Genomic DNA, 25,087 nt, shown 5'->3' with positions numbered 1-25,087 from the left:
CAAGCTTGTCTGCGCCAAAAAATCCCGCCTTGCACGCTCTGATCCTGTCGTATTAGGGTCGTCCATGCAAACGGCAGTTCTCTGCCAATTTTGAACATACCGTTCAAATTCTTGGACGATCGATGGATTTTGAAGCGATCGACTATTTTATCAAGGTGGCGGAGGCGCAGTCGCTTTCGCACGCCGCGAAACTGTATGGGCTGCCCAAGTCCAGCCTCAGCCACAAAGTGCGCGCGTTGGAGGATTCACTGGGCGTCGCACTCTTTGTGCGCGACGGCCGGGAACTGCATCTGAGCGATGCCGGGGCCGAATTCCTCGACCATGCGCAACGCATCAAGGAAAGCTGCGAAGGAGCCAAGGCGGCGATCGCAGAGGCGGGTCACGATATCGCCGGCACGCTGACGATCGGCTCGACCGGCGAGTTCGGCACTTCCTTCACCTCGGAACTGCTGTTCGCCTTCCGCCAAAAGTTTCCGCAGGTGCATGTCGACGTGATCTTCCTTTCGCTGGGCTATTTCCTGGCACCGGAGAAGCACCAGCCCTTTGACGGCATATTCCATTGGGGCGAGCCGGCGAATTCGGATTATATCGCGCGCAAGCTCGGAGAAGCGTCGTTCTGCCTCTACGCCAGCCCGCGCTACATCGAGCAATTCGGGGCACCGTCGGCGCCTGCGGATCTGGCGGGCCACGGAGCCGTCGCCTTCCGCCGGCCGAGCGGCGTGCAATCCTGGCATCTCGAGAGCGGCGGCGAAACGGTCGATTTCACGCCCGCCGCGCAGTGCATGGCGAACGACTATTGGATGCTGAAATACTTCGCCGTGGCCGGCGAGGGCATCGTCTATCTGCCAGCCTTCTTCACCGAGATCGAGTGCATGAACGGCGATCTGGTGCCGGTACTGCCGCAATGGCGTTCGCCACTGGTTGCGATCAACCTTCTCTACATGCGACGCCGTTATGTGTCGCGCAAGTTCGCCGCCTTCCTGGATTTTTGCCTGGACTATTACCGCCAGCGCGCCGCTTACAGTTCGCCGAGGTATTGCGTCGAGGTCGTGCGCCCCTTTGCGGGCGCGCGTTCCGGAACAGAAAACTACAGATGACCAAAAGCCGGTTCGAATGTGCGCCGCGGCTGGTGGATGTCGCCATGGGGCGCACGCCGGCCGACATGGTGATCTGCAACGTGCGCTGGGTGAATGTCCATTCGGGGGAGATCCCGGAACGGATATTGCGATTGCCGCCGGCCGCTTCGCCTTCGTCGGCCCGAATGCCGACCATGCCGTCGGTCCGCGACGCAGCTTATCGATGGCGAGGGCCGCTACGCGCTGCCTGGCCTTTGCGACGCGCATATGCATGTCGAGAGCGGCATGGTGACCGTTACCGAGTTCGCGCGCGGTCATCCCGCACGGCACCACCTCGATGGTGATCGACCCGCATGAGATCGCCAACGTCCTCGGCATGGCGGGCGTCAAGCTGATGCACGACGAGGCGGCCGGACCCCCGACACGTTCCTTGCGGGAGTGGCGGCCAAGTTCGACGCGGTCCTGAGCGAAGGGCAGCCTTCAGAGGACGCCCCTGAGTTTCCATGGCCGCAGATCCGTTCGGTATTGGATGACATTGTCAGGATCGGCCAGCAGACGGGGGCTGGGCACTCAAGCCTGAGGATCGAGGAGGCGAACACCCTCACCTTTGCCCGACGGGCAAGAACTCGATGTTGGATGACTTGTCCATAAAGCGGCCCGACAATCTTGCCGTTTGGGTGTGCGGGTATGACTGCCGGGCCTAGAGCCCGCCGTTGTGAGCCAGCCGGCTCCGTAAGCCATATATCAGTATTTGCTAATGTTTACAACGCATGGCGTCGGGATGACGCCCGAAAATGAACGCCCGAAGGATCTCAGTGCGGGGGCGACCCGGCACGAAAAGCTCGAGCGCCGGAGGCAGAAGCCTACGCCTGCCAATCACATACATGAGCCGCTGGTCGAAGGCTCGGCTTCGACGAGATAGGCGCCAAGCGACTTTCAGTCCGAGCAGCGTGAAGCCCCTCGGCAATCCAGCGAGCTTGCACTGCGTTCCGCCTGACGAGGGACCGACCGCCAAGTCAGGCGTAGACCTGCCTAAGAGAGGACTTAGCTGTTTCCGAAACTGGCAGCGGGAAAGCCTCGACCTGTCCCCCGGTCTTGTCCAGGTACTGCATCAACGCTGTGACCAGGTGGTAGAAGATGCTCGCGGGGACCTCCGTCGCCACTGACCTTCCGCGCTCATCAATCCTGTCGACCCATAAGCCAAGCGGTGCGGGATCGATATGCCATCTGAAGAGCCGGGCGACGCGCGCTTCGATCTCGGGTTTCAAATCAGGCCCGCCAATACCATCAAGGGCAACTGCCGCCTTGATCGCCTCGCATTGCGGCCAGCTTCGCGAAAGCCGGTCGAGGGGCAGTCCGTGGCGCGAGACGGCTGCATAGGCAAGACCCGTGGCCCGGTTCAAACCGCTGGCAACCGCCGACGAATAGAGCTTTCTCGCATACGCAACTAGGTCCTTCTGGCCGCTCGCCCGCGCGAAATCGACGAGGAGGGAGGCCCATTCGAAATGGTGCCCTGGTTCGGTCCACTGTCCCTCGTCTCCCGGCAACGGCAGCCAATCGACGTCGAAGCGTTCTCCAAGTGTCCAGCTCTCCTGGTCGAAGAAATGGCATCGAAAGAGATCGATGACGCGTGCCGCGCGACGCAGGTATGCGCGGTCGCCCGTGACGCCATGCCAGGCAAGGAAGGATTCCAGCATGTGCATGTGTGGGTTCGAGAGCCGCACCCCGCTCCAGACGGGGCTTTCGAGGAAGCCGTTCAGGCTGGCGTCCTCGAGATGCGTGTCGATGAAATGAAATGTCTCTTGTGCAAGCCGTAGGGCGTCCTGGTGGCCGCATCGATGAGCGTGGGCCAGCGCCAGCAACATGCAGGCTTGGTCGTAGGTATCCTCCGCAGGGTCAGCCACGCTGCCGTTGCAATTTAGGGTGCGTACCCAGCCGCCGCGGTCGGTGCGACCGTATTTCGCGATGAAGTCGATCCCGTGGTTGATAAGTTTTTCGGCGGGTCCAGGCCAACCGCGCTCCTTGGCCACCGCGAAAGCGTAGATCTGACGAGCCATCGTCCTCGTGCGCTTGGGCTTGCGTAGCGGCCTCGCATCAAAACCGAGCGACTCATGGAATCCGCCATACACGTCGTCAACGCCTGCAGTGGACCACACCGGCAGGGTTTCGTTGAAAAGCCAGTGCTCGACGCGCTTGCGCCATGACCCGCTGACGATGACCCGGTCTTCCGACGCTGTTAACTTGGTCTCGAGTCGTCCGCTCTTCTCCAACTGTTCGACAACCTTCTTGACGTTCTGGCTGTGGCTGACGGGGGCGACGAATACCGCGTCTGGCGTTGCCACCACGGCTACATCCTTCATTCCAATGACGGTCAGCAGTCTGCCCTGGCTTCGAAGGTAGGAGCTGCTGCAGTCCATCGCGACGACGTCCCCCATCACGACGTTGCCGTCGCTGTCGGTCGGGCTGGCTTCGAGCAGCGACTGCCACGATCCAAGATCATTCCAGCGGAAGGAGGCCGTAACCATCGCGGTATCGTGGGCATGCTCCATGACGGCGTAGTCGATCGAGGTCGACGGGACAGCCGAGTAGAAACTCTGTGGCAGGTAGATGCCCGAAACGTCGTCCCGTGCGGTCTTATGGGCCCGTTCGGCGCTGTCCCAGATGTCTGGCCGGAACTCGAGAAATGCTCGCCGCATCGTGTCTGCGCGAAACAGGAAGATGCCGGCGTTCCAATAGAACCTTCCCGACGACGCATATTGGCAAGCTGTCTCGGCATTGGGCTTCTCGACAAAGCGCGCAACGGCGGCCACGCCGTCGGCATTTGCCGCAACCTCGATGTAACCGTACCCGGTTTCCGGATGTGTCGGCCTGATGCCGAATATGACAAGGCGTCCTGACTCGGCCACAGGCCGGCCCACCTCGACCGTTTCCCAGAATTGCGCCTCGGTTGATATCTCATGATCGGAGGGGACCACGAGCACAAGCGCGTCGCCGCCATGCTCGAAGATCGTTTGCAGGGTGGCTATGGCGACTGCCGCGGCGGTATTGCGGCCAACTGGCTCGAAAATCGGTCTTCCGCCGTCCAGGCCGAGTGGACCGATGTCGGAAATAACGCGATCGGCATGCCGCTCGGACGCTATCAGGTAGATTGGGGTCTCACCTTCGGGCCGGGCCTTGAGACGCCGGACGGTCTTCGCAAGCATGGATCCGTCGCCGGAAAGGTCGTGGAATTGCTTGGGATTGTCTTCGCGCGAGAGCGGCCAAAGCCGTGAACCAACGCCCCCGCTCATGACAAAACATACGATCCGGCCCGGCATGGTCCAGTTCCTCTCATGTCTGATTGTAGGCGCCGATTTCTGGATTGCGGCACAGGACAGAATCGAGAGCCTGGGACGCCACGGAATGACCGAGGAAGTTATGGACGATGTCAGGGCCTACGCCCATTCGATGGATCATGGTGCCGGGCCCCATGCCGAGCGCCTGTACCTCCATCAAGTTGCGCTCGGGCTCTTCCTCGGAGCCCGGATGCCCGAACCACCAACGCGCGTCGTATTCGCGGAAGCCAGTGGCCCTGATGAGAGCATTGGTTTCGAAAGCGACTGTGTTCGACTTGGCCTGGCCGGCTATGTTGAGCGTCACGGTTTCTGATCCGCAATTGCGTGCGGGACGATCCTAACATGCAGCCGGGCCCGGGCTCTCTTCATGAATTGGGGGTAGCCCAAATGCCCCGGTTCGCACCCCCATACAATTGGAGCATGCCTGCCGACGGCCGCAAGGATGTCTCGTGCGCTTTTTAACGGTCTCGCAGCGCTTCCTGCTTGTATTTCGCCAGCGGCGAGAGAAAGTAGCCGATGATACTGCGCGCGCCGGTCTTGATCTCGATCGTCACCGCCATGCCCGGACCGAGCTTGACGAGCTTGTCGTCCACCTGCATGTACGCACGGTCAAGCGAAACGCGCGCGGCATATTCCAGTTCCTGGCCCCTCGGCTCACTGTCGCTCTGCTCTGCGCCCGATACGCGGTCGTTCGAATCGCTCTGCCTCTCGCGAGGTATGGCGTCCGGTGACACGCTGAGCACTTCTCCATGAAGAAGCCCGTAGCGGGTGAAGTTGAATGTGTCGACCTTGATTTCCGTCTTCTGTCCCGGGTGGACGAATCCGATATCTCGGTTGGAGAGCATGGCCTCGATTTCGAGATGGCTCTCGCTCGGAACCACCACGGCCAATGGCTGAGCAGGCGTAACCACGCCTCCTACCGTGTGAACGGCGAGTTGTTGCACGACGCCGTCGACCGGCGCGGTCAATCGTTGGAGCTTCGTGCGCTGCTCTGCCTTGATCTCCTCCTGCTCGGCACTCTCAACCCTTTGGTCGGCTTTCGCGAGTGCGTCATAGGTCGCGCGCCGATACTCCGCGGCGGTCTTTTCCTTCGTCTCCCTTAGCACCGCGATGGCTGCATCGGCTTCGCGCAGCCGGCTCTGCTGCAGGTTGAGATCCTGCTGAAGGCCGACCAACTCCTGATACTCCGAGAGATAGTCGACCTTCGAAGCAAGCGCGTTGTCGACGAGCTTCTTGCGAATGTCGACTCGCTCCTGCAGCACCGGCGTCGTCGCCTGGAGCTTCGCGACGCTTGCCAAAGTCGTCGATCGTTCTGCTTCCCGCTGATTCTGCTGGCGCTCGATCTCCGCGAGCTTGGCGTTCTGTTCGGCGACCTGACTGACCAGAAATTGACGATGCATCTCGATCTCCCCGTCGCCCGCGCCCTGCGGCGGCCGGAAGGCCGCGAGCGGATCCTCCGCGAGCGCCGCGCGCAGCCGGGCGACGTCGAGTTCGGCCGAAAGAAGATCGCTTTTCTGGCGCTCCTGGTCGGCTTCCGTCATGGTCGGGTCTAGCTCGATCAGCACGTCGCCGGCCTTCACGCTCTGTCCATCGCGTACATTGATGGCGCGGACAACGCCCGTCTCGAATGGCTGAATCAGCTTGCTGCGCCCGTCTGGCACGATCTTGCCCGTCGCGGTTGCGACGATATCGATGCTGCCCAACGATGCCCACACCAGCGCGACGCAGAAGACCGCGACGATACTCGCCGCGATCGCGCGGCCGATCGGTGACGGCGGCGTTTCGGTGATTTCGAGCGCTGCCGGCAGGAACGCAACTTCGTGCTCCCGGCGGCGAACTTGGGCTCTCGGAAATGGGACGATGTTTCGGCTAGCGGACGTCATGGATGCCAGCTTGCAGATAGTGGAGGTTTGCGTAGCGCCCGTTCGAGCGGATCAGGTCATCATGGGTGCCATCCTCGACGATGCGTCCATGCTCGATCGTGATGATCCGGTTCGCGTGGCGCACGGTCGAGAGCCGATGAGCGATGACGAAGACGGTTCGGCCGGCAGAAATTCGTTTCATGTTCTGCTGAATGGCGCGCTCGCTTTCGTAATCCAGGGCGCTGGTCGCCTCATCGAGGATGAGGATGCGCGGATCGGTAATGAGTGCCCGGGCGATTGCGACACGCTGGCGTTGCCCGCCGGAAAGACTGCTGCCGCGTTCGCCCACGATGGTGTCATAGCCCTCGGGCAGCTCCAGGATGAAATCGTGAGCGCCGGCAAGCGAGGCCGCTGCAATGACGCGCTCCATGGGCATAGCCGGATCAGCGAGCGCGATGTTCTCGCGAATGGATCGGTTGAAGAGCACGTTCTCTTGCAAGACTACGCCGATCTGGCGTCGAAGCCAGGTTAGGTCGACCATCGCCAGATCGACGCCATCGACCAGCACGCGTCCACTCTCCGGCACATAGAGCCGCTGTATCAGCTTGGCGATGGTGCTCTTGCCGGAGCCCGAGGAGCCCACGATGCCGATGACCTGACCGGGCTCGACGCTGAACGATACATCGTGCAGCACCTCGGGGCCGTCGACCCGGTAGCGGAAAGTCGCGTGCTCGAATGTCACCTGACCGCGGATCGCCGGCAGTGCGGCGCGGCCAGGATTGAAGCCTGGCTCGGGAATGGTGTTGAGGATATCGCCAAGGCGATCGATCGACAGGCGGGCCTGATGGAAATCCTGCCAGATCTGCGCGAGCCGCAGCACAGGCATGCTCACGCGCGCGGCCAGCATATTGAATGCGACGAGTTCGCCGACGGTCAGGTCGCCGCCGATCACGAGCTTGGCGCCGAAGTAAAGGGTCGCGGCGACGACCAGCTTGTTGATCATCTGCACCGCCTGGCTCGCCGTATTGTTCAGGCTGAGCACGCGGAAGCTTGCGGTCACATAGGCGGCGAGTTGCTCCTCCCAGCGGCGCTGCATCTGCGGCTCGACCGCCATGGCCTTCAGCGTCTCGACGCCCGTGACGGTCTCGACCAGGAAAGCCTGATTCTCCGAGCCGCGATCGAACTTCTCATCAAGGCGCCGGCGAAACAGCGGCGCAGCTCCCGCAGAAATGCCGATGTAGAATGGGAACGACGACAGGACGATCAGCGTCAACGGAGCCGTGTAATAGAACATCACCGCAATGAAAACGACGGTGAAGACGAGATCGATGACAAGCGTGAGCGCCGAGCTCGTCAGGAACTGCCGGATATTCTCGAGCTCGCGGACGCGTGCGACTGAATCCCCGACGCGGCGTGTCTGGAAATATGCGATCGGCAACGCCATCAGGTGACGAAACAGCCGGGCGCCGAGCTCGACGTCGATGCGGTTCGTCGTGTGCGCGAACAGATAGACGCGCAGCGTGCCGAGAACAGTTTCGAAAACGGTCAGCGCGATAAGGCCCGCGACCAGGACGTCGAGCGTGCTCATGCTTCGATGCACGAGAACCTTGTCGATGACCACCTGGAAGAACAGCGGCGAGATGAGGGCAAAGATCTGAAGGAAGAACGACGCGATCAGCACTTCGCTGAGAAGATGGCGGTACTTGTGGACCGCGCCGAGAAACCAGCCGATGTCAAACCGACGGGACAGGTCCGTCAGGGCCGCGCGCCGGGTCATCAGGATGATGTCGCCGTCCCAGATGGACTCAAGTTCGGCCCGGGTCATTGTAATGGGTTGCGGCGACGATGGGCGCTGAACGAGGAGCTTGTCGTCGACGACTTTGCCGAGGATCAGGAATCCACCGTCCCGAAGCACGGCGATTCCCGGCAGCGGAGTAACCGCAAGCCGATTCCAGCTCGTCCTCTGTGCCCGAGCCTTGAGTCCGAAATCCTTTGCACAGCGCAGGACTTCGGTAACACCCACTCGCGCCGCGCCCATGCGATGCCGGATTTGGTCCGGCTCGGCCGCGATGCCATGGCAACGCAGCAATATCGCCAAGGCGATGAGCCCTGAGTCATCGCCGCTCTCAGACGCAGTGCTCGCCGCCTGGGCGGCCCTATCGCCTCGATCGGCGAAACGAGCACGCATCAAGATATCGCAGGCGCGCCGTGCCAGATCACGCCCGCGGCCAATAAGGGCATGAAGCGCCCGCTGCGCAATGTTCTGTGATCCAGCCAAGATCAAACGGCCGTCCCAGATTGCTTCGAATTCCGCGCGTGTGATCAGCTTCGCATTTGACGAGGGCGGATGCAGCACAACCGCGCCTTTGTCGCTGACCTTTCCGAGAAGCAGAAATCCGCCATCATGCAGTGAAGCGATGCCGGGCAACCGGATACCCGCAAGTTGTTTCCACCGTGTCTTGCGCGAACCGACCTTAAGCCCGAACTCGCGGGCGCAACGAAGCATCGCGCGGATGCCGATTGCACCGCCGCCGCCACAGCGGTCGCGGATCTGGTCGGGCTTAGCGTTTACGCCATGAAAGCGAAGGAACAGAGCCAGGGCTCGAAATCCAAAGTCTGCGGCGTGGGCATTCTCGTTCTGCATCGCCATTCCGGCTTAACCCTTCGCGGATACGCGTCCGCGTTCGATGTTCCTTCTCAGCACAAACCTGACGGTGCCGCACCCAGGCGCTGAAGCCCCTGGGTGCGGAGGCGATCAATGTTGCGGTCTGGTCAGGTACGAGTCGTGATTCCAGTTGGCTCCATTCGACAAGGACGCGACGATCTGACCAGAGTCGACATGGCCCGAGTGGCCGGCCAGATACTGGTTCAGTACCGCAAAACTCTGGCTTGCCAGGGACGTCGTGGCTGTGCCGGTCGGATGATCCGCCATGGCACTGTTTCGCGGCGCAAAGGTCGTAGTGGGGCCGGCGACCAGGTTCCTATGCTCGTGCAGCCAAGCAAGGCCCCGGGTTGCCGAGGACCCTAGCGACGTAGCGGGAGCATGCTGATGATCCGTCTGGGCGATCACCCGCGGCGAAGTCGTGGTGGCCGCAGGCCGAGGATCCGTTACGGCGATGGTCCGCGGCGAGGCTGTCGCGACGGCGCCGGTGACCGGATCCTTCGCCGTTGCAGTCAGCGTGAGTGTCGCCACCGGATGAGCCGCGCCCTTATAGTTCGATTGCAGCGTCAATCCGCTGTCGACCTGCGCGGCCGTCAAGGTGATGTTCTTGCCGGCAAACGTCTTGCCGTCGAGTTTGTCGGTGATCCTCTCGTACCTCGGCAAGCCCGTCACCTTCACGGTCACGACATCGTTGGGGTCGGTCGTTGTCACCTTGACCCCTAGGTCGACCGTACCGCCCAGCCCGCTCACGTTGAGCGTCGGATCCGCGATGGTGAGGACCGGCGCGATCGATGGCGGTGTGGTTGGAGTGGCTGGGGTCGTTGGCGTAGTTGGCGTTGTGGTTGGGGTCGATGGGGCTGTCGATGACGTCACGACATGGAGACCGGAGAACGTCTTCACCGCGCGCGCAAGATTAGCAGCGACACCGCTCGCGTCCTTGATGCTCGCACCGTTCGGTAGATTGACCCCGGTGATGGCGAGCGCCGAGGTATTGGTGTCCGTCGACGCGACAGTTGTGCGAAAGTTGAGCGCGCCCGTTCCGGAGCCGCCCACATAGGTGGCGGTCGCGCCATTGTTGAGAGATAGCGTCGGCGTGCCCGATACCGCCACTGCCTCGTTGAAGCCGAGTGTCAGCGTGACCGCGTCTCCAACGTGCTCGGTACCGGTTCCCGGCGAGGCTGTGGCCTGCGTCACCGCCGGCAAAACCGGATCGATCTGGAGACCGGAGAACGTCTTCACTGCGCCCGAGAGGTTCGCCGCAATACCAGATGCATCCTTGATGCTCGCGCCGCTCGGAAGATTGACTCCGGTAATGGCGAGCGCCGAGGTATTCGCGTCCGTCGGCGCGACGGTGGTGCGGAAGGTGAGCGCGTTCGTGCCCGAGCCACCGACATACCTGGCCGTTCCGCCGTCATTGAGCGACAGTGCAGGCGTACCCGTGACGGTCACCGCCTTGTTAAAGCCGACCGTCAACGTGATGGCATCGCCGGTATGCTCGATCCCCGTTGTCGGTGAGGCGGCGACCTGCGTCACCGCCGGCTGAGTCACTGCCGGCTGCGTCACTGCCGGCTGGGTCGTTGACGGCGTCGTGGAGGTTGACGATATCGTCTGGGGACTGACGTTGGCACCCGTGACGGTGTCTCCGCTGCCCGCTTTTTGATAGAGCTGGACCTGGTCGATCTGCATCCGCATCGACGAAGGGGTCGAGCTATCCAGCGCCGTATGCCATCCGGACGCGTTCGAATTCGCGACCCCATTGTTCATCATCAATTGCATCGGTTCATCCGGGATCGCGGCCTGTGCGCTGGTCACTTGCGCCATCTGCTTCCCGTCGAGATACCAGGTGATCGATTTGCCAGGATCCCAATAGATGCCGTAGGTGTGGAAGCCGGCCGTGAGGTCGATGCCGCTGTCGATGGTGTTGCCGACCCACCCTGACGGCCCGTGGAGATGCCAGGAGAAATTCTGGTCCGCCGGTCCCGAACCGGTAAATCCGCCCTCCTGTATATCGAGCTCGAAATTGTCGCCGCTGCCCGCGCCATTGCCGGGCATCAGCCAAAGGCCCGGCCATGCGCCGTCGCCGCTCGGCGCCTTCATACTGATCTGAAGGTAGCCACCGTTGAATTCGAAGTTGCCGTAGCTGCTGACGGCGCCGGACGTGACCGGGAATGTCTGTGCCGTTCCCCCCTGATTGACACCGCTGATGGGTTGTCGGACCGCCGTGAGATCCAAGGTCCCGTTGCTCACGGACACCTGGCTCGGCACATCGTAGTCGGCATTATACGGGCCGCCCGGCGTACTTCCTCCCGACCCGTTGGTATTCCATGGCCAGCCGTTGGCGGCTTTGCTTGTGATGTAGGTGTGCCAATCGCTGCCGAGCGCCGTACCGGAGAAGTTTTCCTGATAGACGAGGTCGCTAGAGGCAAAGCCTACGGGTGCGGAGAGAGCCATTCCGTGATCCTTCTTTGGCGTTGAAAACAGAAAATTCCACTGCCGCGCATCGCCAAGTGCGCGACATGTCGCATGTCCGCAGCTAGGCGACGCGAACTGATTTCAAACTCGCAGCTAGACAACGCGGACTGATTACAAAGTAGCGGAGATTTGGATGTCCTCGCCCCAGACATCCTGGTCGAGCGAGCTCAACGTTGAACCCACCATCGAAGGCGAGTTTTGTCGACGGAAATGCTCATCATGCGCTCGCCTTTGAGCCCATAAACGGTGTCGCTACCAACGCGCGAAAGGAGTTCAACGGTTTGAGCCGCAGCCGGATAAAAGTTGAGCGCATCCCTCCCGGTGGACGTGCCACCGAGCGTGCTATCTAGTATAAGCACAGCAGTTCCTTAGTTCATTGCGTCTTTTTTTGTTTTCATTCCACCCGCGCCCCTAAGAAAACACAGGCATTTCCGCATTCTAATTTACGCACGCGCACCATCTGTACCTGCGTGAATTGATCACTTGAGGACGATGTACGTGACATGAGCGACCATACTACCATTTACGGCGAGAATGAGGCCCGGTGCGGTATTATTAACACATTCCTAATGTAACTTATAAACACGTCCTAATATAGAAAGTGATCGTACGGCCGCACCGAGACGGCCTTCCGGACGCCCTACCAAAACCATGCCCGTCCGCTGAGATGTTGCGCTCGCTGGGCCCCCGTTGGTTCGAGCGGGCCGCTCGCATTTGAGGTCGTCGAGAGGAGTGGGCGGGATTGTCTTCCGATGCTGCATGGCGGACGAGCCGTCGAGCCTATTGCTGGAGCTGCCGACCCGGATGTTCGACCACCGTTGGCGCGCCGATGCGCTTGGCCGAGGTCAGCCGTTGCGCGGTTGATCACGCTCCAGTCTCTACACGTGTTGCTGAGCGACGTCGCCAACACACAGCGGCGAAGCCCGCGTCATCCGCTTTCAATGATCGAAGGCGGAAGGCCTGGCACGGTTACCGGGCGCGATCTCTATAGCGCTGGACAGCCGCTCAATCGCAACGCCAACGGTGCCTCATCGGCATCATATTTTTCAAGATCTGAACGGTGCCCAGACGCGCAACCGCATCCAAGGGGAGAGTGCGATCGCTTGGGTGGCTTGTTGAAATGGCTGGAACGTGGCGCCAGGACGCGCGTGCGCTTCGTCCCCGCGGGTCGGCTCCGCGGATTGTCAAATTTGAACCGCGCAACGAGGCGCCAAAGCTCCACTTCGTGGCCATCTGCCAACAGCCTGGCCTGCTCTTTCGCCGCAACGTCGTCTATGCAGGTAAGGTTGATGCTGCCCTTGAACTGGCCGCGGTCGTCCAGAACGTAGAGCCGATAATGCTGCATCGCTTGTTCTCGATCAGGATTGCCAGCTCGTCTCGGCGCCAACTGGATTTGCATCGAAGCGTCCAGCAGCGCTGCGCCGCTGCGGCCGATCGCTCCACTGTTGATTACCCGCAAGACAAAGACGCTGCATGACGACATGCCCGAACATGGAATGTATGTCTTCCGCAATTTGCATGTCATTCACATTGACCCAAACCACATGTTGGGCGATCTGCCTGAGCGTTCCTCCGCCATATCCGCAAAGGCCTAACGTAACTGCGGCATGATCATTGGCGTATCGAACGGCGCGCAGAACGTTTTCCGAGTTTCCGCTTCCCGAAATCGCGATGACCAAGTCGCCCTCGTTCAGGATGTTCTTTAGCTGCTCGACGAACACATCCTGGAAAGAAACATCGTTCGCGTATGCAAACGTAAGGCCCACATTGTCGATCAGCGTCCGGCCACGAAACGGGCGCTTCGTGGAGAGATAGATGCTCTTGTTCCAGTCGGTGATGAAATGCAGCGCCGTGAGCGAACTGCCACCATTTCCAAGCGTGATTATCTGCTTGCCATCCTCCTGTGCCTGGGCGACCAAGGCCACTGCATTGTCGATGCTTTCGTGGTCCAACGAAGCCAGGACGATCTCGAGTTTCTTGAAATAGGCTTGAGCACTGCCGCCAAGATTTTTTATTGGGCGGGCTCCGATGTCGGTTGATTGAGTACTGCCGCCAAAATGCTTCATTGGGTGGACTCCGATGTCGGTTGATAGTGAACGATGCGGCTCCCGGCGAAGTCGAACTTGACAGGGAAGTGCTTTAGGTCCCCGAGGGCCGCTTTGATTGCATCGTGGCGATCGAGAGGTGCGAAGAACATGAGAAAACCTCCTGCACCTGCACCCAGCAGCTTGCCGCCCGTGGCACCCGCCCGTATCGCGGTCTGGTACCAGTGATCGATTGCATCGTTCGTGATTTCCTCAGAGAGGCTCTTTTTCAAGAGCCAGTTCTCGTGGAGGATTTCGCCGAAGGCATCGAGGTTGCATCGATGCAGTTCATCACGAAGCTGATAGGTGAGCCCGACCATCCGCCTGAGCGCTTTGCGCTTGTCCGGAGCTCTTGCGATGCACTCCGACTGTCGCACGAGGATGTCCGAAGCACTGCGCGTAATGCCGGTGTAGAACATGAGTACTTGCTTCTCGATCGAAGCGATGAAATCACGCGGGCATATGAGCGGTGACACCGAAACGCTGTCATCGGAGTGAAACTCGATGAGATTCAATCCGCCGAAGGCGGCGGCGTATTGATCCTGCCTTCCAATGGGCGCGTCACAAAGTTCGATCTCGATGCAACAACTATCGGCACCGAGCTTTGCCTTGGAGACATATTGCCCCCGAAACGCGTTCAGCGCGTGGAGAAGGCCAACCGTAAAAGCGCTCGATGATCCAAGTCCGGTTCCCTTGGATGGAATATCGGCAATAGTCGTTATCTCAATGCCCCCGCATATCCCAAGATATCCCATCGTCGCCTTGACAATCGGATGCTGGATATCCTCAACGCTATCGACCTCTTCGGTTTTTGAATAAGCGATTCGAGTGCCGTTATCGAACTTGCGGTTCACATTCACGTATACGTACTTGTCGATAGCAACGCTTAGGACGGCGCCGCCTTCCTCCCGATAAAAGGCAGGCAGATCGCTGCCACCCCCCACGAAGCTCACTCGAAGCGGCGTCTGGCTGATGATCATCCGACGGCCTCAATCAGTTCGATCGCCCGCAATCGGACACACTGGTTGGCGCTCGCCCGCGATGCCAAGACGATTGGTGTCTCGTCCTCCTGGCGGGAACTATAGATACGCGCTGCAGCCTCCCGATCCACACCTCGACGCGAGTATTCCCGCGTTACTCGATACCTCCTCAGCTCCTCATCGATATCAACGAAGAATGTGTGTGCACGACCGGGCAAAACCACATCGGACAGCGAAAGAGCGACGGCTCCTTCCACGACCAGGATGGTTTCCGGAGAAATGCTTATCTTTTCCGATCCTGGATGCGATACGCGGCTCAGCTTTTCGTAATAGGGCAGATCGAGCGTCTCGCGAGAACGAACGCTCACTAGGCGGCTTAGAATCTTCCTGATTTCTTTCATGTCGTAGCGACCCATCACCGTTGCTTCGCGATCGGTGGCGGGCCGTATCCAACGATCAAGGGCAACGACTTGCGCATCAAAGCCGCGGCCGCGAAGTACCTCGGCGATAGCGCTGGAAAGGACGCTCTTTCCGCTCCTGGAAAGCCCTGCCACGAAACACACGTCACCCGGATTCACATGCGCGATCAGATCGGATGCCGTGTCCACCAAGGTCGGATGAACGGTGAGAATGAACTTGGCAGCCTCGAACAAGTCCGGAACGGTATAGTCGGGCATGACATGATACTTGCTGTCCAGCCCGCCCGCGCCAGTCTCGACCAGGATCGATCTGATGCCGGACCGTTTTGCGAGTGCGATGTCGGTAGAGGAATCGCCGATGACCCAGGATTGTCTGCGATCGATATAGAGCGCCTCGATCGCCTGGTCGATCAACCCGGTGGCGGGCTTGCGGCATTCACAGTGGACCTTCAGCGCTGCCACCTCACCGGCAAAGCCGCGATCTGGATGGTGCGGGCAGTAATAGATGGCATCGACAAAAGCCCCGCGGCGGCCAAGCTCGGTCTCCATCTTGTTATGGATCATCCGCAAGTCTCGTACAGAGCAATCCCCTCTCGCCACAACGGGTTGGTTTGTGACGACGATTGTCCGGTATTCGGCCTGGTTGAAACAAGCGATCGCGGCCGCGGCCCCCTCGATCAGTTCGAAGCGTTCGGGACGATCGATGTGCCCATCGTCGACATTGATGCAGCCGTCCCTGTCCAAAAATACTGCTTTCTGCGGAGAAGCGAGTGAAGCTCGGGCTATGCGGCCGGAGGCAAGGTCGGCGCAAACCTTGTCAAGTCTCGCCGGGGTTCCCGCGTCTTTTATGTACTCAGGGCTGCTATAGCTTCTGATCTCCGCGCCCGCCCGAAGCATTTCAGGAAAGAGATCCTTGCCAAAATCGAGCGGAGTTGCCGTGGCGCGCCATGGGTACAAGGCTTGTCTTCGAATGTAGTAAAGAGCTGCGCTGACTTTGTTGGGATAAAAGCAACCGGGATCGTGTGGATATGGATGGAACGCGGTAACCACGCCATCTTCCGACGTTTCGATCAGATCGGAATCATGCGGGTGATCATTCGGATGGGTGAAAACAGTTGCGGCTGCTGCCTCGTGTTTTTCATGGAAGCGCTTGAAGCGGGTGAGATCGACGTCGAGCATCGTGTCGCCGTAGATCGTGAGGAAGTCCTCGTCGAGCAGATCCAAAACGGACAGAACCGCTCCGGCAGTCCCGCGAGGCGCGCCGTCATCTACGCAACGAACTTCAATCCCCCAATTCCCGCGATGATTGCAAAATTCCACGATTTGCTCGGCTGCGTGGTTCACCAGGATCAAGATCCTCTCGATCCCGTGTTGCTTGGCGAGGAGGATTTGATGCTCGAGAAGTGGCTTGCCACCAATGTTGGCCAGCGACTTGGGCAGATCACCGATCCGGCCCCTGAGCCGTGTCCCCAGACCACCGGCAAGTACAACGGCCTGCATCACGGGTGTCCTTCCTGCCGCACGATTTCCACGACGGCTTTTCGGACAGCGTCGGCCGATCCAAGCTGGGGCCGCCAACCAAGTGCACGGAGCTTTGCTACGTCATAGGAAAACCGGGGAACATCCCCCGTCCAACCGCGATCTTCAAACCCGTATTCGATCCCCGCGCCCGGTGCGACAGCCTCGACAGTGGTTTCCGCTATGAAGCTGACGGTTACCCCTTTGTCCTCGGGGCCGATATTGTAGCAGCCAAGCCGCTCGGATGAGTTTGCACGCAGGTAGACGATCGCATCGATCAGATCATTGACGTGAAGATATACCTTCCGTTGCCGGCCCGATCCCAAAACGTTCAGCTTGTTTGGTGTGACCTTCAGCTTTCTGATGAAATCCAGAATGACGCCATGTGTTGCCGGAACGCCGATCACGTTCGGAAAGCGAAAGATCAAGGCCCGCCCCAACCAGTTCTCGACGGCTGCGCTGATTAGCGCTTCCGATGCGAGCTTCATGGCGCCGTAGTTGGAAATCGGCAGCAGCGGCCCGACATCCTCTCTGATCGGAACCTCCCCCAAATCGCCGTACACGGCTGAACTGGATGCAAAAGCAAGGAACGGAACTCCCGCCTCCCTCATTGCGTCCAACACGTTGAACGTCGTTAGAAAGGTATCGCGCAGATCGACAGAGGCATCGGAGATTCCTGCGGGAATGTCCGAATTGGCAGCCATGTGCCAGACTTCGGAAATCGGAATGCGACTGTGACAGTTCATAAAGCGGCTTCTCACCGCAGCCGCGTCCGAGAGGTCCACTTTCTCGAAAATGAACCTCTCATGCGTAAGAAGCTCGTTGAGGTTTTTCCGAGAACCTCGCGACAGGTTGTCAAAGCCAAAGACCGAATATCCACGATCAATAAAGATCCTTGCAAGCCTGCTTCCTACAAAGCCGGCCACTCCCGATATGAAGATGGCGCGCGGTTCAACCAATCGGATCGCCCCTTGCCTTTTGTGCGCAAGCTTTCGCGCCAAAGCCTTCCGGATTCTGCAATGACTTCCGTTTGCAAGCCTTCACCGCTGGACAGCCGGGAGTTCGACGGGGGCTCTCTGCGCCCGTCTTTGAGGTCATGCGTCTCTTGCGTCTTTGTGAATCATTGCATGGTTTTCTTCGATCCGCGATTATTCCTCGGGGGTAGCCCCATTTTGCTGATCCGGACTGAATCGCATCGCGCCCGCCTGGGGCGGCGGCTGCGGATCCTGGCGATCGTGCCAGCCGCACAATCTCGCCGTTTGCGTCTCTGGCGGATCGAACCGGCCTTCGACTAAGAATACCGACGCAATGCCCCGGATGAGGGGCGCTCGCCATCCAGCGAGAAGCTCCGAAACTCGATACCGAACTGCTTGAGCCGCTCTACGCCGGGAACCTCTCGCGCCGGGCGCACGAGCCCGAGGATGGAGTCGGATCGGAAGGGCAGGGGGACATGCAGGGCCTCAGCTGCCTTGAGGGCGCCACTGACAAGCTGCCAGGGCACGGGGACGGCGCGCAGTGTTCTGCCTTGGGATGCGGCGATCTCGTTCATGAGCCGCCGGAAAGGCACCGGTTCGGGGTTGGCCAGCCCCACCGGTTCCGGCAGGGGCATGTCCGACTCGGCAATACGCACCATAGCGGCTGCCATGTCCGCCTCATGCACCATGAACTGATGAGATTGCTCCCCGATGAGAGGTGTAACCGGCAGCGTGGTGAGCTTACGGAGCGCGCCTGCCATCCCGCCCCAACCGGGGCCGTACACCAGTCCGAGGCGGGTGGAGACACCTCCCAGGCCGCTGGCCGTGCGCTCGCAGGCCAGTTTCGCCTGACCGTACAACTGCCGGGTTCCCTTATAGGCGGACATCGAAGAGATAAAAATGACCCGGCGAACCCCTGCGTCGGCGGCATTGCGGAGCAGGTGCTGCGAGCCTGATACATTGGTGCCCCACACATCGCCGGCGCTGACGAGGGTCAGGTCCCATGCACCGTGGATGAGCACATCCAGGTCGCTGAATGCAGCCCCCGATGGCGGGCGCTTGATCTCGTATGGGCGCCATTCGGCGACGCCGGCGGCAGATTCGGAGGTCACCCGGCTCGAACGGGCGAAGCCGATGACCTCATGCCCTTCTTCGGCGAAGGCGGCGCGCAGGACGGTCCCGACATATCCGTTCGCTCCGGTGATACCGACCCGCATCGAACGGTCAAGCCGTCAGTTGCATCGCTTCGCGGGCGATGCGATGAGAATTGGCCATCACCGTCAGCGTGAAGGTGGTAGCCGGAACATTCGGGAAAACCGACCCGTCGATGAGATGGATCCGGTCCCAGCGCGCCAGCCGCCCGAGGCGGTCTGTCGTCTCAATCCCGGAATCCGGCTCATTGGCGTGAGGAAAGCTGCCGCCAAAATGGTAGCTTTTGGCTCCGCCCGACCACAACATCCGCGGCGTGACTGGCCACAAGTCAAGGTAAGGTGCCGCCCTGCGGATCCGGCTTATCACGTCAGGCAGCATCGGAGGCACGTTCTTGCCCCTGACCTTGGCCTCGCTGAAGCCCTCCGAAGTGAGGGTGATCTGGGGTAGCTCATCAGGAGCTGCCGCGGACAGCTGGGCGCTCACTCGGATCTTGGGTGATGCCCAGGACGGCAAGTAGCCCAGGCCTACCGTCAAGCGGCTGAGCAGCCGATCGGTTGCGAAGGCGGCGGCGCGGTGTTTGAGGAAACCGGGAAGCGCATCGTAATATGCCTGATTGAACGGATAGAGGTGAATCTGTGAAATATCCAAGCCTTCGTCGTCCCTAGCGACGACCATGGTGAACTGGTTGAGTGTGAACTCGCGCCTTGCACGTGGGTCGGGGGTTGGCTTCATGGAAATCATTGGAAGAACGAACTGAGCAGATTCCGAAAGATGCACCGGCTGGTTCGATCCGAGCGAGCCTAGCATCAGCCTTGTGGTCCCGATTGCTCCGCAGCCCACGAAGACCCGGTCGGCCGTGAATCGCTGGATCCGGCCGCTCGACAGCTCCCGGGCGTGCACGACGGCCGTGTCGCCCTCCTGTTCGACTCGCACCGCGAGCAACCCGCTGCGGTAGTCGATCCTCCCGTTGCGCCGGAAGCGATCGAAGCTGTGCGAGGCCGAGAAGATTAGCGACCGTGGGCACCCGGTCATGCACAGGCTGCAAGGCTGGCATTGAGGGGCAGCGAAGGCGAGTCGGGCGCGGCCCATCGTTATTCCGGTGGAGCGCACTCGCTCGCGGTGCCGGTCGTAGTTGGCCAGGACCATTTGTGTTCGCGGCGCCAGCGGCGGAAGCGGGTCCGGGGATCCGATGAGGGGAAACCACTCCTCGAGATCGTCGGACTCTCCGGCAAAAGGTATGTGACCCAGGATCGTTCGATAGTGCTCTTCGATATCCGAGAAGCCGAACGGCCATCCCTTGAACGTGGCGGCGCTGAAGGGCATGATCTGGGCCCCCCAGACATTGCTGAACCCCCCGTAGGCGCTCGATATGACCGCCGGGTTCACTCTGCTCACGGAATGGACGCCGTCGAGTTGGCCCTTGTTGGCAAACGGGAAATCGGATCCGTAGCTTCTCTTTTCAGGCAGCGAGTCGGATTGGACCCGCTTGGGCTGCTGGCTGACCCGGCGGACATCCTCCTCATCCCAATCGTCGACACGCAGCCTGGACAGCCTGGCTATGACCTGCTGGGTGTCCGCCTCCAGCACGGTGCCCGGATCGAACACGGTTATCTTCTCGTCCGGTTTTTCGGACAGCGCCAACACGGCGGCGGCTGCAGCCGGACCCGAACCAATGATTATCGAAGACGGCATCTACTTCCCGCGGCCACCGCCTTGCGCGGCTGTGTCCAGTATCTGCTTGGTTGCCTGTGGGCGCCGCCGGCGAAAGCGCCGTACCAGCTCGATCCGGCCGGCGATGTGGCCTGCCGCGGCCAGCCCCACGCCAGCGACTATTGCTGCGGACCGGGCCAGTCCGGCGGCGTCACCCTTGGCCGCTTGCAAAATCTCCCTCGGCACACCCTTGGTCAGCGCATGCCAGACGAAACGGGCCTCTGCACTCAGCGTGGCGGCGTCGCCCATCTGGGCAAAGGCCTCGACCTTCCCCTTGTTGACGAAGAAACAGCGACGCCAGAAGTACTTCCAGGCCGCACGTGAGGCGGGTACAAAGTGGCGGACGGTCGCCGCCGGTTCATAGATGACCGCCTCACTGCCCTTGATGTGCGCCACGCGGTGGCACATGTCCATGTCGTCGTGCCTGTCGGAATGGAACCCTCCCACCTGCTCGAGGAAGATCCGCCGCACCGACATATTGGCTCCAATGAGGCGGGCCAAAGGGCCTCGGCTGGTCGGAAGGCCATCATAAGCACATCCGAACACCCAGTCGAACTGCACAGGGAACCAGGCCGGGCGGCCGGTCTCGAAAACCGGTATGGGGCGCCCGCCGACGGCGCCGATGCGCTCGTCCTGGTACGGGGCGGTGAGAATCTCGAGCCAGTCCTTGTCGGCCGCCGCATCGTCATCCAGGAACGCCAGGATCTCTCCGGCAGCCGTCTCGGCTGCCGTGTTTCGAGCCGACCCGAGATGCCCATCCCATTTGTTCTGGATCACCCGTACCGGGGGGGTGGATGCGGCGAAGTCAGCCCAGTGGGCGGCACAACGGCGAAACAACGGCTGATCGACGCATACGATGATCTCGCAGGGTTGCAAGGTCTGCCCCTGTGCCGAGGCCACCGACTGGAGCATCAGCTCCCATCTTTCCTCAGTGTAGGCACAGATAATCACCGAGATCGTGGGGGGAATCTGCCGGCGCTCGCTGCCGACGCCATCCTCGGTCTGCTCGGTTCGCGATCCAGGCTGACCGGTTGTGGCAGCGGCAGCGTCAGGTTTGCGGCGGGCGAGACCGATACTTGGGTTGCGGACGTGGCTTTCCTGGCCAACGCCGATCGGTGGACCCGATTGCGCAATATGCATTTAGGAATTCTCCCGACTTGAGCTGCCAATGTGTTCCCAAACTCTTCGATAAACCGGGCGATGGTCCGGCGGCGCACCGCCGCGTCGTGGTCGTTCAAACCGTCCGAGCGATCGAGTGTGGTCGGCACAGATCACGACGCTGGCATCGCCTTCAAGCCGCCAATCCCAGATCGTAGCGACGCTTCCATCGAGCGACCCGATCACCGGCTGGAGGAAGTTGCGGACCACATTGGCGCCCATCGCTACCGCATCATCGAGAACGCGGGTGACCTCGTCCTGCGATCCGTAGGTCAGATGGTGGCTGTTTACGCCAGTCACGAAGAACGGCTTGCCGTCCAACGTGAAGGTCGTTCCGGAAGTCTTGATGAAGGACGTTACCGATGGATCGTGCGCGGTGCTCGCGACTGCCAGAACGGACACGAATACGAGCGCGCCTGATCCGGCATTGCGCAGCCAGTATTTCGCCCGTTGCCAGCCAGCCATCATCCCTGCATATGGCTCTCGCCGGGCGCCGAGTGCAACGGCCCCTAAGGATTACCTCCTCTGGCCTCGCACAGCCCCGCATCGATCGGGCATAGTGGTGCCTGGCTGCGGGTGCTCGTCAAAGCTGTCGTCTGCTTGAAATTCGCCGTGAGAACAACAATGCGCATTTGCTTGAGTCTCGATCCGTCGCGGCTGCTGCGCTGGCATCTGTGGCTGGCAGAGGCGCTTGCTGAAGTGCCCGGCAACGATGTCTCCTGCGCTTTCGCGGCTGGCTGCCGCCCGCTGCCGTTGATCTTCCGCCTGTTGATCGAACTCGAGCGACTACTCTATGGTTACCGTGTCAACGGTGTCACCGGCTCCGTCGAGGCCGAGCTGCGATCCCTGCCGCCGCCAACGGCCAACCAAGTGGATGTGGTGATCAATTTGAGCGGCGAAGAGCCGCTCCCGTCGGGACGACGCGTGCTTACTCCACTCTTCAACGGGCTACCGAGCGAGATCGGAGTCATGACGGCCTTGGCGAATGATCAGGACCTTGTCGTCGACCTCTACGATACGGCGCGCCCGTCGCAGCCGTGGATGGCGCGTCCGGCCAGTGTGGACCGTAAAGTGTTCGCAGCGGGTCTCGACAGCGTCCTCTCCTGCGCTGTGGCGCTGATTCTAAAAGCCTTGCGCGAGGAAACCAGTTCAGCTCCGTCCGGTGTTCCCGGTCCGCCGACGGCCGCGCCTTCGCTCGGCGCGCTTTCGGCCATTGCATGGGAGACCGGCACGGCGGCATCGAAGGCAATCGCGTTCTTGGACGGATTGGCGAGAGGCGGCAGATCGTGGGGGATCGGCTGGCGCTTCGACCAGGCGGCGAGTCTGCTCGACAAAGGCGAAGCAGCTTTCAGCGTGCTCACCGGAGACACCGGCAGCTTCCTTGCCGACCCGTTCCCGTTCCGGCATCAGGGGCAGGATTTCATCTTCGTCGAACAGTACCTCTACTCAAAGAACCGGGGGTGCATTGCGGTCGTGACAGCGGATCGGAGCGGGGCTGCCGGCGCACCTCAGATCGTCTTGGAGGAGCCGCACCACCTCTCCTACCCGTTCGTGTTCGAGCAGGACGGGCAGGTCTGGATGATCCCCGAATCGGGTGCGGCAAGGAATGTCAGTCTCTACAGGGCGGTCGAATTCCCGTACCGGTGGAAGCGGGAGGCATGCCTCCTGGAAGGCATTGAGGGCTACGACACCACGCCGCTGCGCCATAAGGGCCGCTTTTGGTTTTTCGTCAGCCCAAGGCTGTGGAGGTCCACGTCCTGGGATGTTCTTAGCCTCTACCATGCCGCGAGCCTGACCGAACCTTGGACGCCGCATGCAGCAAACCCCATTCTGCTCGATGCTGCGCTCAGCCGCCCCGCAGGCGCCGTTATCCGACACGGCGGACGCATGCTACGCCCAGTCCAGAATTGCGCTCGCAGCTACGGCGGCGCGGTGACGTTCTGCCGGATCGATGCGCTCGGCGAGTCGGAGTTTGCCCAGACCCCGATCGGTGGCATTTCGTCCGGAGCGTTCGGGTGTCACACCTATAACCGCCGGTCTGGCCTGGAGGTGATCGACCTATTCGGTCACGTCCGTGGCTTGCGCCAGGTCACGACTTCGTATCGGCTGTTTGCGCCCGATGTTCCGCCCTCAGCGTCACATGGGCGGCCCCTTTCTCGTCCCCAACAGTTAGCATGGCCAGGCGGTCGGGCCCTCGATCCTTCTGGCGCGCAAGATTAAGGGGTAGCTCGGAAATTACGGGCGGATGAAGAAGCGAGCCCATATCCGGGGCCCCGCGGCTTCTGGCCAGTGGCAATGTCGACGTTTCAGCGAGATTCATCGCGCCGGCGATGTTCGCTGCCTTCTACCCTGCTTGCTCCGAGAGCCTGTCGTCCGGGGATTTGGATCCCGGTCGCAGCTCGATGATTGTCCTCGCGGGCGTGACGCATCGCACTGCTGGCGGCTCCTCAGGTCTATCGGCGGCAGCGCTGCTGCCGCACCCGCTGAAGGTGATCGTGCCACTGTCGTGCCATCTGTCATGGCGGTTGGCGCGAGCTAACCTGAAGGGATAACCACAAAGAGCTAATCACCTATGGTGTCTTCTAACCATCTATTGAAGCTTCCATTGCGGCGTCGCATCAGCAATCCTTGCTTAATCCAGGCCAAGGAAGGTTCAATCATTCAATCTCTCAGTCTTGTTTCATCTCATCTTTCGTCACGTCCGGGAGTCTCCATATGATCAACATAGCTGAACCCGGGGATATGGCCGCCATTCTGGGGCAGGTCCTTTCCGGGACCTATCATTCCTCCCATCATCGCACCGGACACCTGTCGGCAGTCTTGGTGCGTTTCCAACCCGCCCCCTGGGTCCCATCGCTCGATCGTGCAGCGCTACCATGAATGCCGGTCTCTCTAGTGCTAGTGTTCTCACCCCTGTCAGTGCCGTGTCGCCGCCTGACCCAATCAAGTTCGGGCTGCGGCAATCGTTGGCCCTACCCCGAGTAAGCTTCATCGTGCCGACGCTCAACGAAGCCGAGAACCTCCCTTGGCTTCTGCCGCGCATCCCCAGCTGGGCGCACGAGATCATCATCGTGGATGGCCGTTCGACCGACGACACGGTCGCGGTCGCGCGCCGCCTACGCGGGGACGTAAAGGTTGTCATGGAGCCCCGCCGGGGCAAGGGTGCCGCACTGCAAGCGGGATTCCGCGCCGCCACAGGCGACATCATCGTCATGCTGGACGCTGATGGCTCCATGGTCCCTGAGGAGGCGATCGTCTTTGTCAGTGCGCTGATGGCCGGCGCGGATCTCGTCAAAGGTTCACGCTTTATCCAGGGCGCCGGCACCGACGACATGTCGCTTTTCCGGATGGTCGGCAACAGAGGGCTGACCCTGTTCGTGCGACTCCTCTATGGCGGTTGGTTCTCCGACCTATGTTACGGATACATTGCCTTCTGGACCAGGCACGTCAGCACGCTCAATTGCGACTGCGATGGGTTCGAGATCGAGACCCTCATCAACGTGCGGGCTTTGAAGAACCACCTCAATATCGTCGAGGTGCCGAGTTTCGAAGCTCCGCGCATCAGCGGTGTGAGCCATCTGCGTGCCATCCCGGACGGTTGGCGCGTCCTCAAGACCATCTTGCGTGAGTGGGTGTACCAACAACACGGGCGGGGCGCGACAGCCTGTGATGACGGCGGGTAGGC

General features: G+C 60.9%; 15 protein-coding genes and 2 pseudogenes. 4 read left to right on the top strand and 13 right to left on the bottom strand.

All coding sequences use genetic code 11. From position 1 onward, the window contains the following. The first annotated feature begins 122 nt into the window (after positions 1–122). Positions 123–1,097, top strand: a complete 975-nt coding sequence (locus FJW10_RS06500; protein WP_140899247.1) for a LysR family transcriptional regulator — start codon at positions 123–125, stop codon at positions 1,095–1,097. Continuing rightward, positions 1,094–1,485: pseudogene (locus FJW10_RS06495) on the top strand (amidohydrolase family protein); the annotation flags it as partial. The gene FJW10_RS06500 and the pseudogene FJW10_RS06495, both read left to right, overlap by 4 nt. 607 nt (positions 1,486–2,092) lie before the next feature. Here FJW10_RS06495 and FJW10_RS06490 read toward each other — a convergent pair. The 13 genes and pseudogenes from FJW10_RS06490 to FJW10_RS31035 form a co-directional block, all read right to left on the bottom strand. After that, positions 2,093–4,393 carry a mannose-1-phosphate guanylyltransferase/mannose-6-phosphate isomerase gene (locus FJW10_RS06490; RefSeq protein ID WP_140899245.1) on the bottom strand — a complete coding sequence of 767 codons (2,301 nt, stop codon included), beginning with the start codon at positions 4,391–4,393 and terminating at the stop codon, positions 2,093–2,095. Between the two features lie 103 nt (positions 4,394–4,496). After that, positions 4,497–4,715: pseudogene (locus FJW10_RS06485) on the bottom strand (phosphomannomutase/phosphoglucomutase); the annotation flags it as partial. A 154-nt stretch (positions 4,716–4,869) separates the two neighbouring features. Then, on the bottom strand, positions 4,870–6,294 hold the full coding sequence (locus FJW10_RS06480; RefSeq protein WP_140899244.1) for an HlyD family type I secretion periplasmic adaptor subunit: 1,425 nt from the start codon (positions 6,292–6,294) through the stop codon (positions 4,870–4,872). After that, on the bottom strand, positions 6,281–8,923 hold the full coding sequence (locus tag FJW10_RS06475; protein ID WP_181177433.1) for a type I secretion system permease/ATPase: 2,643 nt from the start codon (positions 8,921–8,923) through the stop codon (positions 6,281–6,283). Before FJW10_RS06475 ends, FJW10_RS06480 begins: the two co-directional genes overlap by 14 nt. 105 nt (positions 8,924–9,028) lie before the next feature. Beyond that, entirely contained in the window at positions 9,029–11,386 is a 2,358-nt protein-coding gene (locus tag FJW10_RS06470; RefSeq protein WP_140899242.1) for a glycoside hydrolase family 16 protein, read from the bottom strand. Between the two features lie 1,379 nt (positions 11,387–12,765). Then, entirely contained in the window at positions 12,766–13,473 is a 708-nt protein-coding gene (locus FJW10_RS06465; RefSeq protein ID WP_140899240.1) for an SIS domain-containing protein, read from the bottom strand. After that, positions 13,470–14,471, bottom strand: coding sequence for a GHMP kinase (locus FJW10_RS06460; RefSeq protein WP_140899238.1), 1,002 nt, complete (start codon positions 14,469–14,471; stop codon positions 13,470–13,472). Before FJW10_RS06460 ends, FJW10_RS06465 begins: the two co-directional genes overlap by 4 nt. Then, on the bottom strand, positions 14,468–16,390 hold the full coding sequence (locus FJW10_RS06455; protein ID WP_246674137.1) for an HAD-IIIA family hydrolase: 1,923 nt from the start codon (positions 16,388–16,390) through the stop codon (positions 14,468–14,470). The genes FJW10_RS06460 and FJW10_RS06455 overlap by 4 nt, the downstream gene beginning before the upstream one ends. Further along, entirely contained in the window at positions 16,390–17,367 is a 978-nt protein-coding gene (locus FJW10_RS06450; RefSeq protein ID WP_181177432.1) for an NAD-dependent epimerase/dehydratase family protein, read from the bottom strand. Before FJW10_RS06450 ends, FJW10_RS06455 begins: the two co-directional genes overlap by 1 nt. A gap of 332 nt (positions 17,368–17,699) precedes the next feature. After that, complete coding sequence (locus tag FJW10_RS06445; RefSeq protein ID WP_140899232.1) at positions 17,700–18,599, bottom strand: NAD(P)-dependent oxidoreductase; 900 nt, start codon at positions 18,597–18,599, stop codon at positions 17,700–17,702. A 7-nt stretch (positions 18,600–18,606) separates the two neighbouring features. Then, positions 18,607–20,226 (bottom strand): GMC family oxidoreductase, encoded by a 1,620-nt coding sequence (locus tag FJW10_RS06440; RefSeq protein ID WP_140834947.1) that lies wholly within the window; start codon positions 20,224–20,226, stop codon positions 18,607–18,609. Next, a complete protein-coding gene (locus FJW10_RS06435; protein WP_140899230.1) occupies positions 20,227–21,384 on the bottom strand; it encodes a glycosyltransferase family 2 protein in 1,158 nt (385 codons plus the stop codon). Then, positions 21,385–21,870 (bottom strand): hypothetical protein, encoded by a 486-nt coding sequence (locus tag FJW10_RS31035; RefSeq protein ID WP_348639751.1) that lies wholly within the window; start codon positions 21,868–21,870, stop codon positions 21,385–21,387. 132 nt (positions 21,871–22,002) lie between these two features. On the opposite strand from FJW10_RS31035, the gene FJW10_RS06425 reads away from it, so the two are divergent. Together FJW10_RS06425 and FJW10_RS06420 are read left to right on the top strand one after the other, a co-directional pair. Further along, entirely contained in the window at positions 22,003–23,622 is a 1,620-nt protein-coding gene (locus FJW10_RS06425) for a hypothetical protein (RefSeq protein WP_140899228.1), read from the top strand. A 656-nt stretch (positions 23,623–24,278) separates the two neighbouring features. After that, entirely contained in the window at positions 24,279–25,085 is an 807-nt protein-coding gene (locus FJW10_RS06420; protein ID WP_140899226.1) for a glycosyltransferase family 2 protein, read from the top strand. The last annotated feature ends 2 nt before the right edge of the window (positions 25,086–25,087 follow it).

The sequence above is a fragment of the Mesorhizobium sp. B4-1-1 genome (assembly GCF_006439375.1).
Taxonomy (GTDB): Bacteria; Pseudomonadota; Alphaproteobacteria; order Rhizobiales; family Rhizobiaceae; genus Mesorhizobium.
This window is presented reverse-complemented; position numbering and strand designations above follow the sequence as displayed.